Origin of the sequence: Gilliamella apicola, assembly GCF_003202655.1 — a bacterium.
Classification (GTDB): Bacteria; Pseudomonadota; Gammaproteobacteria; order Enterobacterales; family Orbaceae; genus Gilliamella; species Gilliamella apicola_R.
Genome location: NZ_QGLR01000009.1, coordinates 645,701 through 665,125, shown reverse-complemented (window position 1 = coordinate 665,125; position 19,425 = coordinate 645,701). Strand labels below are relative to the sequence as shown.

Below are 19,425 nucleotides of genomic sequence, written 5' to 3'. Positions count from 1 at the left end.
TACAGAAAAAAGTGAATGCAAAAGTAACCAACCATTAGAATAGAAGTTGCAAAAATGAAATATTTTTTTTCATAGAGTTTCATGTACTTTCTTTTTGTGTTGGTGAAAATATCCAATTAGCTTATTTACTTTTTATAAATTATGTTTAAAAAGAAATTTAAACAATTTAGCTAAAAAGCATATATTAATATGCTTTGCTTTGTTGGTTGCCAATTGAATAATAACTAAAAACATCATTGATTTTTTTTGGAGATTATAAAGAGTGAATAAATTATATTGTGAGGATTTAATACGATTTTCGGATGTAATGTCTGACGTTAGTAGAGTTATGATTATTACGGAATTAATGAATGGTAGAGCGCTTTCAGCCTCATGGTTAGCAAATCGACTGAATTTATCACCACAAGCTACTCGTTTTCATTTAAAAAAATTAGAAGATGTTGCACTTATCCATCACAGGACATGTGGTAAACACCGCTACTATGAAATAAAAAATCAAGATACAGCAACGTTTATAGAGTCAACGTTTAACATTATTCCACCAAATGATTGCTTATTTTTATCTAATTCTAAAACTAAAGAAAAATTTAAAGAGGCAAGAACATGTTATAAACATTTAGCTGGCTCATGGTCTGTAGCACTGACCCAATCATTTATTAATAATGAATTTATTGTTATACAAGACAATTTTTTTGTGGTTACTGAAAAAGGTAAAATCTTTTTTAATGAACATAAGTTATTATTTAACACATCTAACACAACTTGTGTTGGCAAGCGCTGTATAGATTTTACTGAACATCGGGATCATATTGGTGGCACCTTAGGGACTTTACTACTGCAATCAATGCTACAACAAGGATGGTTTAAACAAGAAGATAATAAACGTGAATTAACAATAACCCAAAAAGGAAGGAAAAGCTTAAATCTATTATTAATTGATATATAAGGGATCTAAAATAAACATCAATTTTTCAATTAAATCTTTTAAAACTAGCAACTAAGTTACTTTAACGTATTAATTATAATAAAAAACACCATTGCGTTTAGGTTGTTAATCATCCATTGAAATTAAATGATATCCCCTAACCTTCTGCAAAATAGTCCATTGCAAGCAAAAATTTAATTCATTTAGTCAAGCTGACACGCCAAAACTAAATCATATTTCGTTAACGCAGTTAGAGCACAGTCTTAACGTTGGTAATAGTTCTTTGAACTTGAACTTGCCTGACATTAATTTTCGTTTTTAACAGATCTTACTGTAATGATAGGTATAGTTAGTTACATAACCGAATAAATAAATTTATTGGTTAAAACAAATTTTCTTAATAGGTCATGGATATCGAATAATTAAGTATAATAGTCAATAATTAACGAAAAGGATTTCCTTATGTATGTAAAGAAAATAAGATCATTTATTGTATTAGCGACAAGTGATAGTTTTCGCGATGCTGCTGAGAAACTGAATATAACCCAACCAACACTTACCAAACAAATTCAACTTCTTGAGGAAATATTTGGTTTTAAACTATTTCTTAGAGATAATCAGGGTTGTTACCTAACTGAGGAAGGTAAAATAATCTACAAATATGCGGTTAATTTAGCCAATGAGTTAGATAGATTATTCTGTGTTGTAAAAAAAATAAAAAATGGTACAACGGGCGTCTTGAATATCGGCTATACATTTTCCTGTATAAATAGATTACCGGAAATAATAAATAATTACACTGAACATCATCCAATGATAAAAATTCAGCTACATGAGTTGTCTTCAGAAGAGCAGGAAAAGAAGCTTTTATCAGGCGAATTAGATATCGCTTTTATGGAAAAACCGACGAATAAACAAATAAAGTATACCGAAATAGGCTCAGATCATTTAGTCTTTATATTCAATCAAAAAGAAAATTTTCAGATAAATGATTTTAATGATGTTAAGCAAATTTTGGATAAGAATACACTTTGTCTACCTGATTATGATTCACATTTTGATCTGTCACAAAAAATTACCAAATATCTTTCTAGTAATGCGTTAAATTATCCAAATGTATATTACACAAATAATGTTTACAACATTATATCTATGGCTAATTTACATTCGAATGTAACGATACTACCCCATAGTTTAGTTGATAATCTTAAATCAACCATCAAATATAAAAAACTTATGGGGAAAGGATCAAAATGGAAAATTGGCGTGTCATGGAATGAAGAAAAAGCAGGCAAAGATGTTCTCACATTTATTAATGAGATAAGAGATAAATAAATTTTTTATAATTATTAAAATTCATGACGTTAGTTGCAATTATATTGTTTAATCATTAATTAACAATCATCTCTGCCCTACTCTAAAGCAAAAATAACCGTATAAACTAAAGAGATATTACAACTACATCTTTTCATAGATACTTATATGAAGAAACATATAAGATGACAAGTAGTTCTAAACCTTTGGATATTTCTCAATATAACTTAAGTGTTACTTTGTTTTTTATACAATTTTAATAATTTCATTAATATCAATGGTGAATTTAAGGTTTTCAGCATAGGTTAATAATTCTGACAAAGGGGGCTTATTTGCTTCATTGTTTTTATTAATTATACTATTTACAAATAGAGGAAAATGGAAACCTATCACGACTTAATCTATTGGTCTTAAACATATTATTGTCATAATCAATACTTCCATCCTAATACATTGGTTTAAATTCTATACCTTAAAGTATTTAGACATTATCTTGATTGCTCAAAATTAATGCATTGATATTTAAGACATCTTTTCGCTGAGGAAAATCATCTAGTCCGAAATATGTTCAGTGATCCAGATGATTACCCTTTTTGCTTTTTAGTCAGCTTTATATGTTTGGATACTAAACTATATCTACAACATCTTTTAATAGCGTAAGTTTGCAAATCAATTAGCTATTGAATCCCCCCGCTTGGATTTGTAACACCCAATTTACCGGCATATAACACCAGACAAAGTGCAAAAATTAACAAAATAGACATTATGATAGGTAAAACTTTTGCATCGAAAACATTTAGTAACATTCCCCCACAAAATCCACCACCAGCTATTGCTAAATTCCAAAGTGAGACAAGTAAAGACTGTGCAATGTCGGCTGATTGTCCGGTTATTTTTGCTGAAGCAGTTTGAAATAATGTTGCGCCACCGCCAAAGGCCAATCCCCAAACTACAACTGAGATTAAAATTAGCCCATAAAGATGGTCAAAGGCATAAAATAACAATCCAGATATAGCAAATAAACTGAGGGATAAAATAATTAATTTACGTAAATAATTATCGATAAAGATGCCAACAATGGTAATACTAATTATTGAAGAAATACCAAAAATAAATAGCACAACATCGACATTTGCATCATTACCAGATAGTTGTAAATATGGTGATATATAGGTGTAAAAAATATTATGCCCAAATGCAAAAATGAAGTTTATTGCTAAGATAGATTTTACGTAACGTATAGATAATACAGAAAAAATGGAATTCTTTTTCGCTGCTTTTAACGCTGCTAAATTAGGTAATTTTAGCCATATAAAAATAACCAACAACAAAGAGATGATAGTAATCATATGAAAAGTTAATCGCCAACCAACTAACTGCCCTATTGCAGTCCCCAATGGAATACCTATAGATAAGGCAATTGGAACCCCTAACATAACTAACGTTATTGCTCTGCCTTGTTTATCAGCACTAACCATTCTGGTTGCATAACTTGCTACCATTGCCCACAAAAGTCCGGCAAAAATACCTGCTAAAAATCTAGCTATTAATATCAGGATAAAAGACGAAAAATAGGCAGTCATAAAATTAGTAATAGCAAAACCAAGCATAACAATTACTAATAATTTTTTTCTATTCCAACTTTGTGTAGCAATTGTTAATGGGATAGCTGATAGTAGAGAACCTAATGCGTATAGCGTCACTACTTGTCCAGTTTGAGCCTCGGTAACACTTAGATCTTCACTTATTAATAGTAAAAATCCAACAGGCAAAGCTTCAGTCATAATAGAAATAAATAGTGCGGTTGCTAAAGCAAGCAGACTCAATGTGGGGAAGGTATTATTGGTTTTTTCCATGTCATTCACTCATATTATAATATTTTTTAGTGGGAGATATAGTGAATTTATGCTAGCAAACAATCTTATAACTGTATAATTCCAATCATTTATTGCATTATGAAAATTATTTATCGCAATTAACTATATTGACTATCTAAAAAAATGAACACCACGGAAAGTACGTAAATCCTTCTGGGTATTTGTTTGGGATGATTCGAAAGGCTCACTTAGGGCCGTTTCGAGCAACTGAGTTGGTGAGCAATGAAGAGAGTATGTACAATATGATTATTGTACTTACTGACCATGCCCCAACACGTCCCATAAGAATTTACCGGTTATGTACCGTTTTATGAGCACCAGATCGTTCACACTCCGTAACTCACTATGGGCAACAGCACATTAATGCCACAAATGAGGTTAATTTTGCTGAAGATACCAAAACTCATTATAAATCCCATTTTGTTGCAATAACTGCTGATGAGTACCACTTTCCACAATTTCGCCTTTATCAATTACTACAATTTGCTCAGCACCGATGATAGTAGAAAGTCGATGAGCGATCACTAATACCGTTTTTCCTTGCACTAGCTTATTAATCACCTTTTGCACTGCCAGTTCATTCTCAGTATCGAGTGCGGCAGTTGGCTCATCGAGGATAAGAATAGGGGCATTTTTCAAAATAGCTCTGGCAATAGAGATACGTTGCCTCTCCCCACCAGAAAGACTTTTGCCAATATCATTGAGTTGTGTTTGATAACCGTCGCGAAAATTCTGGATGAATTCGTGGCAATTTGCTTGTTTACAAACTTCGATGACCTCCTCGTCACTAGCGGATAATTTTGCCATTCTAATGTTATTAATAATGGTGTCTTGAAACAAATAGACATCCTGAAATACTACAGAGACTAGACTCATTAACTGACTCTGAGACATATCTCGAATATCAATACCACCGATTTTAATACTGCCTGATTTTACATCAGCAAACCGAAGAATAAGCTTGGTTATTGTAGTCTTACCGCAACCACTGGCACCGACCAAAGCGGTTAATGCTTTTTCTGGGATCTGAAGGGATATATCCTTAAGAACATATTTGTCTTGCCCTCGGTAGGAAAAGTTAACTCGTTCAAATTCAATATTATAGTGATCAGGCATAATCTCTGCCTTTTTTTCAGGTAATGATGGTGCATTCAACAGTTCCTGCAATTTTTCGTACCCTATAACTAATGATTCAAGCATTGATGACATTTGTACAAAATAGTTTAATACATCCGTGGAACGAGCAACGATTAATAACACGCTGGCTAGTAAGAGATAGGAAATGGTCGCAGCATTCACCAAATAGGCACCTAACGAGATGATAAGGATCAAACCAACTTGAATTACAATGGTGATAATTAAGTTAGGTTTTTCGCCTTTTTTTGTGCCAATACGCAGTATATTTGCCACATCTGTTGTTACCTTAATAAACTCTGTCATCTTCTCTTCGGTTTGGCCTGTGGATTTCAATACATCAAGTCCTTGTACAAACTCAACAGCTTCCCCTTTTAATTTGGCATTGGCTTCTGCCAGAATGCTAAAACCTCTGCGATAGGCCTTCCTACGCCACAGGTAGAGTGGAATTGCCATTGGAAAGACCAAAAACATCATCAAAGAAAGTTGCCAGCTGTAAAAGAACAAGGCGATTGCAGCTGATAGTGGTACAACCACGCCGGTAATGATGATATTGAGTAGCATAAATGTAAATACTGCCGCTTCATTGACACTTTGCATCATAAGGTAATTTATTTCCCCAGATCTAAACTGACTTAAATAATCTAAGGAAATATGTCTTAGCTTGTTACCTAATTTTTCCCTTAGCTCGGTAACTGCCAATGTCGAATAACCATCCGCATCATAGCGTTCACAAAGCACCTTAAAAATAAAACTACCCATCAATAGAACAACGACAATAATTAAATGAGTAACTGTTGCAGTAACATTTTTGGTTTCTAGCGCTGCAAATAAGGGATATAGTAAAACCAACGAAACGCCAAATAGACATGAGGAGATCACAGTATAAATCAGACTGCGGATCAATATTTTTTTTTGCTTTCCAGCCGCATTGATTAAGCCAATATACGTTTTCAGCAATGATTTTGTTGTGCGTGTGTCTGTATTAATATACTCTTTCATCACTTTTCTCCATCAGCCAAATTATTGACTGGAATCGACCAATCTTTTGCTTTGTTATACTCTTGCCATAACAATTTATAATCACTTGAATTTTCGATTAGATCATTATGTGTCCCATGAATTTTAATCATTCCTTTATCCAATAATATTATTTGGTCAGCATTGACAATCGTCGATAAGCGGTGGGTTACCATAATGACAGTTTTATTTTTATCAATTAAACGGTTAAAGGCTTTTAACAACAAGGCCTCATTTCGAGCATCAGAAAAAGCCGTCGGTTCATCTAAAATAACGATCGGTCGATTTTGTAAAAAAACTCGGGCAATGGTGATCCTCTGTTTTTGACCACCGGATAATAACTGCCCTCTTTCTCCTGCCAGAGTGTTATATTGTTGAGGAAGTGTCAAAATGAAGTCGTGAATTTCAGCTTTTTTGGCGGCTTCAATAACATCTTCATCAGAGATATCGTCTAACCCATAGCGTATGTTATCTGCGATCGAGCATGAGAATAAAAAATTATCCTGAAAAACAAATGAAATTCTCGACATAAGTTCAGCGTATTCAATCTCTTTTATATTAACTCCACCTAAAGTTATCGTTCCAGAGGTTGCATCAAGAAAACGTGGAATAAGATTTGTCAGAGTTGTCTTACCAGAACCAGATGTACCAATAAGAGCGGTAAATGAATTTTCAGGAATTTTGATATTGATATTGGATAAAACAGTGTCAGAATTCAGGTAAGAAAACCCAACGTTTTTGAAAATTATCTCATTATTATCAGGTAATAGCGGGGTGGAAGGCGCTTCTAAAATTGGCAGATTTTCAACTTCAAATATCCTCTCTATTGCTGCTTTTGACTTTTGTAATATCTGAAATAGACTCATCACTGGATGGACACTTTCTGTAATACCGATAGCCAACAATAAAAAACAGAAGATTGTAATAAATGAGATTTGGTCATTTAGTTGGGCTAAACTCAATCCAACAACTAATATGATACTCATCGGCATAGCGGAGAAAAGGCTGCGAGCAATTTTTGTAGACAATCGCATAGATTGCAACCAATGAAAGACCACCTGGCTATAGTTTTCCAGTGCTTTTTGATATTGACCAAATGCTCCCTCCCCAGCATCAAATGTTCTTACCGCACTCATTCCCTGAATATATTCAATTATTTTACTGTTGATTTGAATAGTTGCATTATTATAGCTTTCCTTCAAAAGCTTAGCTTTTTTCATGATAAAACTCAGCAGTAGAAAAGTAACTAAAGTGATGGCAAATACAATGCTTGCAAAGACCCAATTAAAGATAAATAAAACCAGTAAGGTAAAAATTGGTGTAACGAATGCCTCGGCTTTTAAGGGCGGAGCATCAGCCACAAAAGCATGTAATTCTTTAATATCATCGATTAATGTTTTAACAAGATTCCCGTTGCCCATGTTTCTAACCGTTTCAATAGGCAATTGATTGATCTTTTTGATAAGCCTAGTTCGTAATATTTTTTCTAGTTCAAATGCCGCATAGTGAGACTTATCGTGAGCATAAGTTCTCAGCGTATAAAAAAGAATGCTCAGAACAAGTAGAGAGACAATCGGCAATCCCGGGAAGACGCTGGTATCCAACATCAATTGGTGTAAAACCCAGATCAACATTAGCCAGATACTCAGTTTAAGCACCTGTGCAATTGAAGCCAAAAATATAGAATGAGATACTTTATTCTTTACTGGCAGAAATATATCCGTGTGATTCATAATTAAGTGTCTCCTTAGCCTATATCTATCATGCACAAACTAAATAAACTTAATTTTGACTTTAAACTGCTCATATACAAATCCTATTACAATGTTATTCTCATATTGCAGCATATTAATGACCAGCTAGTACCAAATCCAAAATTCCGATTTCTTTTTGTTAGTGTATGTGTTTGATTGATTGAAAAAACAGGGCAACTATATATTCCAATCATTCGAAAATAAGTGTGAAACTCTTACTGAAATATGTATATCAATTCGAAATTAACACCAACTTCCCCTCAAGGTTTTGATTTGTCACTTTTTATTCAATAATATTTTATTAAATAGCTATTTTTTACTTTTTTGAAAGAATTTTATTTATCGGTATATAGATAAAATTGAGCGCCAATGATATTGATAACCATTATCAATTAAAGATTTTTATCATATTGAACACTTATTGTCAAACCCATCGAACGCTTACTTTTGTATCATGCAAAACTTAATTAATGTATTGATATTAAAAGAATTAATTCAAATAACATTTGTATTGAGCCATTTTTTAACGATATACTTTCCCTTTATTATCATAGGTTAAGGTCGTTTTTGGGGCAAAATTGAATTATTAATTGCAATACTAAATATTTTGATTTTGATCACTTATTTATAAATTTGATTGTCATCTTCAAATCTGTTGATGCAAGACGTTTATCATGAGGCAGGCTTATCAGAAAGCAGTAATCAAAATTAACTGTAAATATTTAAATTGAAACGAACTGTCAACAAGTGTTTAGGATCTGAAAAATTTCGCCACCCCCTCCCCCTTGAGATCAGTACTCTATTGGTGTTTGTATGAATATCTGGTGGTTTTATGAAAAATTTATACTTACCACGGTTTCTTTCGCCTTGCTTATCTATGTTTTAAAGCAGTTTATGCAATAAATTTAATACAATTTAAACAGCATTAAAAAACCGCTTGTTTATGTGGAGTCGTAGTTCTTACATAACTTAGATGTCATAAATACTTATATAATTTGCTTTGTTTACAACTATATAGCAAGCAAAAGAGACAAAAAATAATAAAGTAATACCAACACTCGATATCTTCAAGAATAAGATGGTTAAAAATCTACTAACATTAGAAAACAAACATCTTTGTAATTTAAGAGAGATTTACTCAGTTCACTCTATACGATGTAGTAGAATTGGTTGTTTTATGTAATCAAAGAACGACATAAGTATTTATTCTTATAATTCACTGTTTTCAAGAATTATTTTGCTCATATACAGCGCTTTACAGATGCGGCTACAACCTTAGCACAAATGAAGTAGATAATTTTTGAATAATGCCAGACCATGCTGAAAATTTTAGATTAATTCATCTTGATTATATTCGCTTAGTTGTTGTAATTCAGAGCTCTTTCGGCCAATGTCCTGTGGTTTGATATAACCATCTTAAAACCCGTTTGGCATAGGAACGATCATTAAGATATGAAAATAGCGTATAAAATAGTAACAGAAGTAAAGGAATAATTTGTGCTCCGGATATTATCCATAAAAAACCATTCATTATAAAATCAAACTCTTTAATTGGATATATAATTATCAGTAATAAAAATGGGGCAAAAATAGTATAAAAATACCAATTACGTAATAACGTTTTCGCTTTTTGTTTACTTATCCAACTACAATGAGGAATTAAATAACTTGAACCATCGGTATGATTAATAATCCCTTGTATTTTGTTATTTTCAAATATTAAACTGAGTTTATCTCCTGATGCAATAAACGTCGGATGGCAAAAAGAATAAACAACCGGTATATGATAATTATCTAAAGCAAGTTCATCGAAAAATAGTCGAACACCATTAAAATCAAATAAAATTTTCCTTCGTTGTGATCGATAAATTAATTGGCTATCTATATTAGTCGCAATCCCTTCATATATAGGTAAGTCTGTGGATGAACAATTAAGGGTTTTACGATGTTCTAAAAGCGGGGTTTTCATAAAACCAAGATCGCCTTTTTTTAATTTATAATATCGTTGACGTAAAAAAATTTGTTTAGGTAAAACCAAATTTATTAGACGAAATAGCGTTGAGCAAATACACCATATCAAAATTAGAAATAGCCCAGCAGCTAAAAATAGCGTTATAAATTGAAGATCTAGCCAAAATCCAATCAAGATCAAAAATGGTAAAATTAACGTAGAAGGATAAGGGATAGCACAATGTAATTTATTACGAATAGCTAAGTCCCCTTTGCATGAAACCAACCAGTGGAGCCAAAAAGTGCCATCATTAAGTGCGTGAGAAGCAATATGGATAACATCGCCTTCATCTAATTTATCTAAGACACTTACATCGATAAATTGGTTTTTATAAAAAAAATAAACTCCCTCATTGGTAATAAGACGATAACAATCAGATTGTCCATAGGGAATGCAGTCATATCGATAAAATTTAGTAGTAATAAATTGGCAATTATCTCTCATTTTGTGTTCTTAGTTTGTTAGATCACAATCCACTTATTCGTTGGTTTATCAATGTATCAGCATTGTTTAGGTTGTGGTATTACATTATTTCAATAGTAAATATTATTTATTATTTTAATCTTTTATTGCAAATTTAACAGATCTGTAATAGTGTAAATGTGAGTATTATTCAATACATATCAATCTACACTATCTTGTCTAAAAAATGGATTTAATTATCTTATTCAGATAAATTCCTAATTTCTTTGTTATTCTGTGGTAAAAAGCTAATCTTGCCAAATCTCTTTTGCTAAACGAAACGCAGCCCAAGCTTTAGGCCAACCAACGTAAAATGCTACATGAGTTAAAACTTCTGCTATTTCTTGCTTCGTGATGCCGTTATTTTTTGCAGTCTGTAAATGAAATTGTAAAGAACTATCTAAGATACCACTGGCAAGTAATGCCGTAACTGTGACTAAACTTCTGTCTCTTGCTGAGAGCTCTTTTTCTCGAGACCAAACTTCACCAAATAATACATCATCATTAAGCTCAGCAAACTTAGGTGCAAATTCGCCAAGTACATCTCTTCCCGCTGTTACTTTGTTCATAATTTTTTTCCTTCTATTTTGTGTTATGAAAAAATCAATTTAAAAATCTAACAAATTTGGAGATTTCAATATAGTATAGTTCTCTTTTAGTCATAATGGATAATTATCCTAATAAAGAAATAACTGAAGGAAACTATTATTATCAATAAATCTTTTCAGTTAATTACAGTTTGTTTATTTTCTTTTTTAGTCATTAATCGCCTACTTTTCCTATTCTACCTAAATATCAATATCTAATTTATTGAATATATTATGGATTAATTAAAATATATTCTCGCTACCTATAGTTAGAATTTTCATCTTTTTATCAAGACAAAAATATTAGCAATTACCTTCACTTGCAAGTAAATTGAAAATAACGACGGGCCATATTCTAATTTCCATAAAAATAGACAGATAAAACACAAGAACTCAAACTAACTTATTCCCCGACCAATTTGATTGCAAATTTAAGTAGCAAAATTATTCACTATCCGCCATTTATAAAGAATAAAAATCACTCATTTAACAATATTACCTAATACGAATTAATTAAATAATATTCTGAATATTGTTAAATATTTAAAGAGTCTCAAATTTATTTTCCTTAAAAATTAATTTATTAAATAAAAAAAAATAAAATTTAAACGAATTTAAAACCGATACGGCTTTTTTAACCCGATCTGGGGAGAACTTTTTTAGTAAAACCTTTACTTTATAAATGATAATTATTCTTATTTAAATTTATCTATTGTTATGAATTAAATGGAATGTCAAAGAGTGTTTATACCTTTATAGAGCATATCAGAATGCTTTTTATATGTAGTTTTAGGAAAAAATATATGAGATACAAATTAGCTTTTATTGATAGAGTAACTAATCTCCCCATATCTTCGAAAAAAATTATTATTAATTCACCGTGGTTAATGGCCGGTATTTTCTGTTTATCGTTCAATGCTATGGCAGATACAGTTGAAAAAAAAGACGATAGTGATCAAGTAGAACAATTAATCGTTACCGCTAGGCATGTAAAAGAGTCTGCCAAGGATATTCCGTTTACGGTTAATATTGTTGACGATAAAAAACTGGTTGACCGACGGGAAACAACTTTAGAAAAAGCTTTAAATGATACTGTGGGCGTGCAAGTAATTAGTAATATGGGAGCGGCGAAATCGATACGGATGCGTGGCGTCGGTTCGGTATTACCAATGAGTGGCGATGACAGTTCGGTTAGTATTAATGTCGATGGGATGCCACAATCAAGAAGTAATACGACCTTAAATTTACTTGATGTTCAGCGTGTCGAAGTATTAAAAGGTCCACAAGGAACACTATTTGGCCGAAATAGTGAGGCTGGCGCCATCAATGTTATTTCGAAAAAACCAACTAGTTATTTTGAATCAACTTTTAGAACCGAATTAGGACAAGACCATCAAATATTAACAGAAGGTGTCATCAGCGGTCCTTTAACCGAGCAGCTAAGTGGCCGTTTTGCTGTCCGTTATGATGAAGCAGATAGTATTTTAGAAAATGTTAATGATCATAAACCAGTGAGTATTCTTAGAAATAAAATCGCTAGAGGTTCATTGCTATGGGAAGCTTCAGAACTCACATCTATCTCATTTATTACTGAATTAGAAGATGCAATGGGTATGGATGATATGTATGTTATGCGTCCTTACGGTCACCATCCAAAAATTAACATTCCTAATAGCAGCGATAAGAATGACAAAAATATTTATCGTTTTAATTTTAAAGTTGAACATCAACTTGATAATAGTGTTTTAAGTTCTATAACAAGTTATTCTTACTCTAAAAATGACAATCGAGCACCGATTTACGAAGGTAAATTATATAACCATTTAATAGGTATATCTCCTCCTTCAAATTGGTCGTTTTTAACTAAAGAGAATCTTTTCAATCAAGAATTTAGAATCTCTTCAAAACCTGATGCATCTATATTTTGGGTGGCAGGAGTTAATTATTATACTAATAACCGACATAGAAACACCTATGATGTTATAGATGTTTTTTACCCTACTAATCCTTTAAATGCAGATATTAAGAGAAAATTCGAGACAGATAATGTAGGTCTGTTTGGGGAAATTACTTATCCTCTTACCGAAAAATTGAAATTAACAACCGGCATTCGTCAATCTTACGAAAAGAAAAATTATCGAGCAAAATGGTCAGCTAACGCAATTTATACCGACAATGCGCCGGGGATGCCAACTTTAGCATTTGATAAACAAAAAATAACTGATCATTATACTACTGGTCGACTCGGATTAAACTATCTTCTCAACGATAATGCCACCCTTTATGGACTCTATTCTAGAGGTTATAAAACAGGTGGCTTTAATGATGAAGGGACCGATTTTGCCACATTGGGTTATTCAGACCAAGCCTATAAATCAGCTTATGTAAACACTTATGAAATTGGATTAAAAACTGAAAATAATACCGTCGGACTAAACACCGCACTCTTTTATAACGATACAAAACGTGAACATTTAATGGCTTACAATCCAGCAACATTTGTATCTGTGGTTGAAAATTATGATATTCGAAGTTATGGTGTAGAGCTAGATGGTTTTTGGAAAGCACCTGGAAACTTAGACTTTACCGGCGGCATAGGTTACACCAATGCTAAAATCGTCGGCACTCCAAGCCAAAGTTTAGCTCATGTGAAAAAACATAACCAAGTACCGGATACATCGCATTGGAATGCTAACTTAACCATTTTGCACTCTATACCGCTTAATTTAGCTTCAGGAATATCATTGGAAACACAAATAACTGATCGTTATATTGGCTCTCGTAAAGCCGATGTACAAAATAATTTTGGTTTGAAAGCTTATAACAAACTTGATGCTCGAGTTGCCGTTAAAACTGAAAATGCTGAATTTTATGTATGGGGCGATAATCTGCTCAATAAATCTTATGATATATGGGGATATTATATCCCTGCCATGTATCCGGATGGTCCAGATGCAACCATTGGATCACCAGGCAGAGGGAGAACAATCGGCGTTGGTTTCATTTATAACTATTAACATGCATTATGTAACAACCTAATATTACTAGCTTTGAACTGTGCTGCCACTATTTAACATTATTATATGAATGCTGGCGGCGCATCTCTTTAGGTAACATACCAAACTGTTTCCTAAATGCTGAACTGAAATGACTAATATTACTATATCCCAACATAATAGCTGTTTCGGTAACACTATTTTCGGTTAATAATTGTTTAGCTTTATTCATTCTTTCCGTCAAATAATAGGCGTAAATACTTTTACCAAAAATCTGCTTAAATCCTTTTTTTAACTTGCTATGATTAAGACCAACCTGCTTAGCTAACCAATCAATGGTTGGTGGATTGGTTAAATCACGGATTAAATAGTCACGTGCATCATTAAATTGTTTATACTCCCATTGGGTAAATTCTTGATGTCCTAAATGATTATCAAAAGATTTGAAGTACCAATTTAAGTATTTTAATACATGGGCATAGACTAATAATCGATTTGACTGGTCCGTGTTTTGCATCAAGTAAAATAGCTCGCGAGCACAAGATAATACATTGCTATTTTGATGAATAGGATGATGATGCAGGAAAAAATTCACTTTCTTATCCAAATTAGAAAATTGAAAATCCATTTCGCCAAGTAAAACATCCAATAATTCAGGCATTATCATAACTTCAACGTTACAAAAATCTTTAGAGTGCTGTAGATGGAATGTCTCACCATCAGCAAAGCCGAAAGTCAAATCCCCTTTATGGGTAACAAGTTTCCTATTTTTAACTTGCATACTCAACTTACCTTGCAACTGACAATTAAAACATAAACATTTATCACTACTAGGAAATGCTTTACTGATATCGATGGCATTTAGATCATCGGCACTATTCACACATACCGCTAAACCAGGTTGTAACTCAATGAATGAACTGTTCTTTTTATTATTGGGTAATTTATCTAAATGCATATATCCTCCAAACAAATAAACGATAACAAATATCATTTGCGTTTACAACAAAATAAAGCTACCATTTATCAGCTAATATCCTTTGGAGCATAGAATTTATAATATTTTTATTATAGAAGCTTATAAAACACCACATGGACGATAAAACCATCTCCGCAGATAAACAAAAAAACTATTTTTTATATATTATTGCTCAGCTCTATATTATACAAGGAATTCCAGTAGGACTAGCTTTTGACGCCTATCCTATCTTATTACGAGATTCAGGTGTTTCACTGGCAGTGATAGCCATGATTCCGCTAGCTGGTTTACCATGGGTCGTTAAATTTTTATGGGCCCCTATTGTTGAAAATCACTGGATAGCTAAAATTGGCTATCGGAAAAGTTGGTTACTACCTATGCAATGTTTATTAGCAATACTTATAACCATCATCGCCTTCACCCCTTTTACGGCAGAAACTACCACTTATCTTCTTCTAGTTATTATTTTATCTTGTATCGTTTCTGCAACACTCGATATTGCAACTGATGGACTGGCAGCTGATTTATCGCAAAACAATACTATTAGCCAGATAAATAGTATTCAAGTGATGGGCAATATTACTGGTATGCTTATTGGTGGAGCTGGAGTAACAGTTTGTTATGATTATTTAGGAAAAACCTATAGTATCTTAATTTTAGTAGCTCTTATCATATTTTCAATCATACAGCTTATTATATGGAGAGAACCTGACTTATTGCGTAATTTGCAAAACAATCGAAGAGCAAAAATTAGCCAATTTTTTAAAAGACAAAACGCTTATCATATGTTGTTGATTGCTTTGCTAGTTCCTTTTGCTGGTGCTGTAATCTTATCCATAACTAAATTTATTTTACTTGATGTTGGATTTTCTGTGGGTGATATCGGTATTTATACCGGTATTGGTGGTTATATTACCATGCTGTTCGGTTGCATAATTGCATCCTATTTATTAAAAATCATGCCTCCTTATCAAACACTGAAATTAGGCTTTGGTATATTATCTTGTTTAATTATGTTGTGGTGTGTCATTTACTATCTACCCAATTTTATTAATCCTATTATTATCATTATTCTGATGACCATATTAGGTATTGGTATTGGCATTATAAATGTTAGTATTTATACCATTACGATGATCTATGCAAAACAAGGCAAACAATCAGCTACAGATTATGCTATTTTTCAAAGCACGCTATTACTTTCCGAAATTATCGCATCCTCACTTTCAGCGGCAGTTGCAGAATATTTCAGTTACATAACCGCATTTTTATTAGCTTTGATAAGTATTATAGTTATCCACTTAATAAAAAATAATAAATAATAAATTAGGTCGATTATTATTGGCAAAAATAATAACCGACACTAACTCTATTTAAAATTGATTTTAATAAACAGACCAATTAGTCACAATTTATTTTCTCTTCGGTAGAGCGATATTGCCTAGATTCTTGTTATAGTCCGAAGAACTGTTATTAAAAAATAGTGCCCAAAAAAGAGTTAAAATAATACCGCTAACAACAATAGTTAAAATTGTTAAGAGAATTTTTAATAGATTAACATATTGAAAAATATTGACATCCCATATCAATAATATTATGCCCATTGAAAAAGCAAAAAGTGCAGCAAGAAAAAAGCTGGCTAAGATTGTTTTCATTTTTTATTCCTTAATTAAAGCTTATCAATATATTCTTTTTTCTTCATATTGAATTCATCTTGGGTTATAGCCCCAATATCTAAAAGTTGTTTTAATTTAGTCAATTTGCTATATATATCATCATCCGGCTCTGATGATTGGTTAGTTGCAGTATTTTGCTGAGGTTCGGTGTTTGTCATTGTTTGTGAGTAGGTTTTAGACAACTCTGCCCCTGCCACAAACTGAGCACCTAAACCAGCAACACCACCTTCATTTTTTGCTGCATCTCTTAAAGCTTGCAATTTTTCCATTTCCACATAACTTAAATTCGCTTTTGAAGCAGCAATAACATCTGCTGAAATATTGGCTATTTTGGCGATTCTATTTTCAGTTTCACTATCAAATTCTGAAGCTAAAATACGAAAATCACACAAGTTAAGACCAAGTTTATTGATATCATCATATAAACGGGATTTTACTAGCTGGGAAATTTGACTAAGTTGAGAATCAATTGTTTGATACGCATATTGATTTGCAGCCAGTACACTGGTTATTTCTTGAATTATACGATTTGAAATAAGTTCCTTTGCTTCTGTGACGGAATACTGTTGACGATTCCCTATAATTTCCTGATAAAACTTGCGAATATCATTAATTGAAAACGAGTAATTACCATTCATTTTTAATTGAATGGGGAATTGATACTCAGGATCAATATATTTAACCGGAGATGCAGTTCCCCATCCTTGATTAACAACTTCCGTCGTCTTAAAGAAATAGAGATATAATTTATGCTCACTATTAAAAGACTGTCTTATTTTTAAAATAGTAGTAATAAAAGGATGATTATCAGTTTGTAAATTATAGATACCTGCATCTAAAATTACATCGGCAATCTTACCTTCATATACCAATATACACCCTTGTCCAGGCGCTACGATAAGTTTACTAGCATTGATAATCTGATTATTGTTTATGGTTGGAAATTGATACCATAATATATCAACTGAATTATCATTCCACTCTATAACGGAAGCTAATTGTTTTTTGAAAAATTTGAGCATAATTATTCCCTACTATTTAGCGATTGGATATCAAGAAGAAAATCTTGTTTTCCTTCATGATTTAGTCCAATAAAATGATCCTCTGTCATTAATAAAATATGATCTTTAGTTATTTCAGCATTTAATTGCTTAAACTCAAATGGAAAGTTGTAACTAAATATAATATCGGTATTTTTTGCATTTAATAATTGGACAATATAATTTTCTGTTTTTACTGGCGATGTGGTAAAAGCAATTAAAACCGCATCGTCATTAAAGGTCAGTAGTTTTGGAAAAAAGTAAAGACGATCAGGGGTAAAATCGGCATATTTTATAATTCGCGAATCATTTTTTTTCGTTGGATGAATTAACAGTTTTTTAAAAGGTGTGTTTTCATATATAACAACAACTGCTTGATTTGAAGGATTATCATATATTTTTCTCCAACGAAACATTGGTTCTTCTCTTGGAAAACCAGGCAAATATTTATACTCATATTTTATTAATTGATGATTCTCGTCCGGATAATCATAACTTTCTAAATCAAATTGATAACTAATACGTGTGGATGCATTTGCTGGTAATGATTTAAAACCATCCCTAGCATTATAAAATGCATCTTCATCATAAAGTTTATCAATCATTGGATAGTAATAAAAATGTTTACCTTTATTGGTGTAGACATACAAACCGCTACCCCATTGTGGTCTAACGAACTCTATTTTAGCCAAACCTTGTGAAAACTCAGTATGATTAGTGAAAAAGCGCTGTTCAACATCTTGAAATGTTTTATTTTTTTTGTTCAACTGATAAAGTTTTTGATTATTAATAAGTAATAAAATTTCATCTTGATCCCAAGTTTTTATTTCATAGGATATTTTTTTATTATTGTCATCAGTCACATTAAATTCACTAACAAATTGTTTGGCATTGAAGTCAAAAATCTTAATAAAAAATTGATCTTTTGATTGCGCAAACAGGTCTGGATCTTCTACATGTAATTTGCTTTCCATGATTAAAAATGGTGTTTCATTGTCAACAAACATTTTGATATTTTTATGTGTCCATTCTTCTTTTTTAATCTTATTTATTTCTGATGAACTAATAGTTGACTGATAACTATCAGATTCAATAACCGGATCAATATCGTTGCTGTTTTCAGTGAGATAAAAATATAAAACAAGAACCAATGGAATTAGACAACCCAATAAACCCAATATTTTGAAATTTGTGATTTTGTTTACTTCAAGTGTTTCTTGAGATTGATTTTGTTGATGAATATAAATATGTTGTTCATTTTTATCAATAAAATAAATAGCGCCACAGCTTTCACACTTATATTTATCATTTCCTAATGAACTATGTTTAATGCTACTACATTGAGGACATTTGATGGTTAATATATTTACAGTCATTGTCTAATCTTAATTTTATATCATTTCATATTATCAAATTAACATATATTATAATCTTTTGTATGAGTAAACAAAATAGATTAAACAATTCTTGATAAAAAATTCAGTTAAATATTTAATTGATTAACATTAGTTTTATTTTATTATATTGATTAAAGACATAAACTGACAAGGTTTTGTTATAAACGACATTTATCTGAAAGGTATTTTTGGCAAAGTTGCGAATTGCCTACATAGGGTATCAAAGAATATCGAAGAAAAATTAGTTTTTTTG

General features: G+C 31.8%; 13 protein-coding genes. 4 read left to right on the top strand and 9 right to left on the bottom strand.

What is annotated here, in order from left to right; translation table 11 throughout:
- Window positions 1-262: 262 nt before the first annotated feature.
- Both DKK70_RS07695 and DKK70_RS07690 read left to right on the top strand, forming a co-directional pair.
- Window positions 263-946: an ArsR/SmtB family transcription factor gene (locus DKK70_RS07695; RefSeq protein WP_146210853.1), complete on the top strand. Its 684-nt coding sequence runs from the start codon at window positions 263-265 to the stop codon at window positions 944-946.
- Between the two features lie 441 nt (window positions 947-1,387).
- The gene (locus DKK70_RS07690) at window positions 1,388-2,260 is read left to right on the top strand and encodes a LysR family transcriptional regulator (RefSeq protein WP_110433447.1); all 873 of its coding nucleotides are present in this window, start codon (window positions 1,388-1,390) and stop codon (window positions 2,258-2,260) included.
- 656 nt (window positions 2,261-2,916) lie between these two features.
- Here the strand turns inward: DKK70_RS07690 and DKK70_RS07685 are convergent.
- The 5 genes from DKK70_RS07685 to DKK70_RS07665 form a co-directional block, all read right to left on the bottom strand.
- A complete protein-coding gene (locus tag DKK70_RS07685; RefSeq protein WP_110433446.1) occupies window positions 2,917-4,095 on the bottom strand; it encodes an MFS transporter in 1,179 nt (392 codons plus the stop codon).
- Between the two features lie 399 nt (window positions 4,096-4,494).
- On the bottom strand, window positions 4,495-6,252 hold the full coding sequence (locus DKK70_RS07680; protein ID WP_110433445.1) for an ABC transporter ATP-binding protein: 1,758 nt from the start codon (window positions 6,250-6,252) through the stop codon (window positions 4,495-4,497).
- On the bottom strand, window positions 6,252-8,003 hold the full coding sequence (locus DKK70_RS07675; protein WP_110433444.1) for an ABC transporter ATP-binding protein: 1,752 nt from the start codon (window positions 8,001-8,003) through the stop codon (window positions 6,252-6,254). Before DKK70_RS07675 ends, DKK70_RS07680 begins: the two co-directional genes overlap by 1 nt.
- A gap of 1,393 nt (window positions 8,004-9,396) precedes the next feature.
- Entirely contained in the window at window positions 9,397-10,479 is a 1,083-nt protein-coding gene (locus DKK70_RS07670; RefSeq protein WP_110433443.1) for a hypothetical protein, read from the bottom strand.
- Window positions 10,480-10,745: 266 nt separating this feature from the next.
- Window positions 10,746-11,066 carry a carboxymuconolactone decarboxylase family protein gene (locus DKK70_RS07665; RefSeq protein ID WP_110433442.1) on the bottom strand — a complete coding sequence of 107 codons (321 nt, stop codon included), beginning with the start codon at window positions 11,064-11,066 and terminating at the stop codon, window positions 10,746-10,748.
- Window positions 11,067-11,887: 821 nt separating this feature from the next.
- Between DKK70_RS07665 and DKK70_RS07660 the strand changes: the two genes are divergently transcribed.
- Window positions 11,888-14,101, top strand: coding sequence for a TonB-dependent receptor (locus tag DKK70_RS07660; RefSeq protein WP_181415946.1), 2,214 nt, complete (start codon window positions 11,888-11,890; stop codon window positions 14,099-14,101).
- Window positions 14,102-14,150: 49 nt separating this feature from the next.
- On the opposite strand, the gene DKK70_RS07655 is transcribed toward DKK70_RS07660, so the two are convergent.
- A complete protein-coding gene (locus DKK70_RS07655) occupies window positions 14,151-15,038 on the bottom strand; it encodes a helix-turn-helix transcriptional regulator (RefSeq protein ID WP_181415945.1) in 888 nt (295 codons plus the stop codon).
- A gap of 134 nt (window positions 15,039-15,172) precedes the next feature.
- Between DKK70_RS07655 and DKK70_RS07650 the strand changes: the two genes are divergently transcribed.
- Complete coding sequence (locus tag DKK70_RS07650; protein WP_110433439.1) at window positions 15,173-16,381, top strand: MFS transporter; 1,209 nt, start codon at window positions 15,173-15,175, stop codon at window positions 16,379-16,381.
- A 90-nt stretch (window positions 16,382-16,471) separates the two neighbouring features.
- Here the strand turns inward: DKK70_RS07650 and DKK70_RS07645 are convergent, their stop codons facing one another.
- From DKK70_RS07645 to DKK70_RS07635, 3 genes are read right to left on the bottom strand one after another with little or no spacing between them, the layout of a single operon-like run.
- Window positions 16,472-16,714 (bottom strand): hypothetical protein, encoded by a 243-nt coding sequence (locus tag DKK70_RS07645; protein ID WP_110433438.1) that lies wholly within the window; start codon window positions 16,712-16,714, stop codon window positions 16,472-16,474.
- 14 nt (window positions 16,715-16,728) lie between these two features.
- Window positions 16,729-17,757: an SPFH domain-containing protein gene (locus DKK70_RS07640; RefSeq protein ID WP_110433437.1), complete on the bottom strand. Its 1,029-nt coding sequence runs from the start codon at window positions 17,755-17,757 to the stop codon at window positions 16,729-16,731.
- Between the two features lie 2 nt (window positions 17,758-17,759).
- Complete coding sequence (locus DKK70_RS07635) at window positions 17,760-19,151, bottom strand: hypothetical protein (RefSeq protein ID WP_110433436.1); 1,392 nt, start codon at window positions 19,149-19,151, stop codon at window positions 17,760-17,762.
- Between the last annotated feature and the right edge of the window lie 274 nt (window positions 19,152-19,425).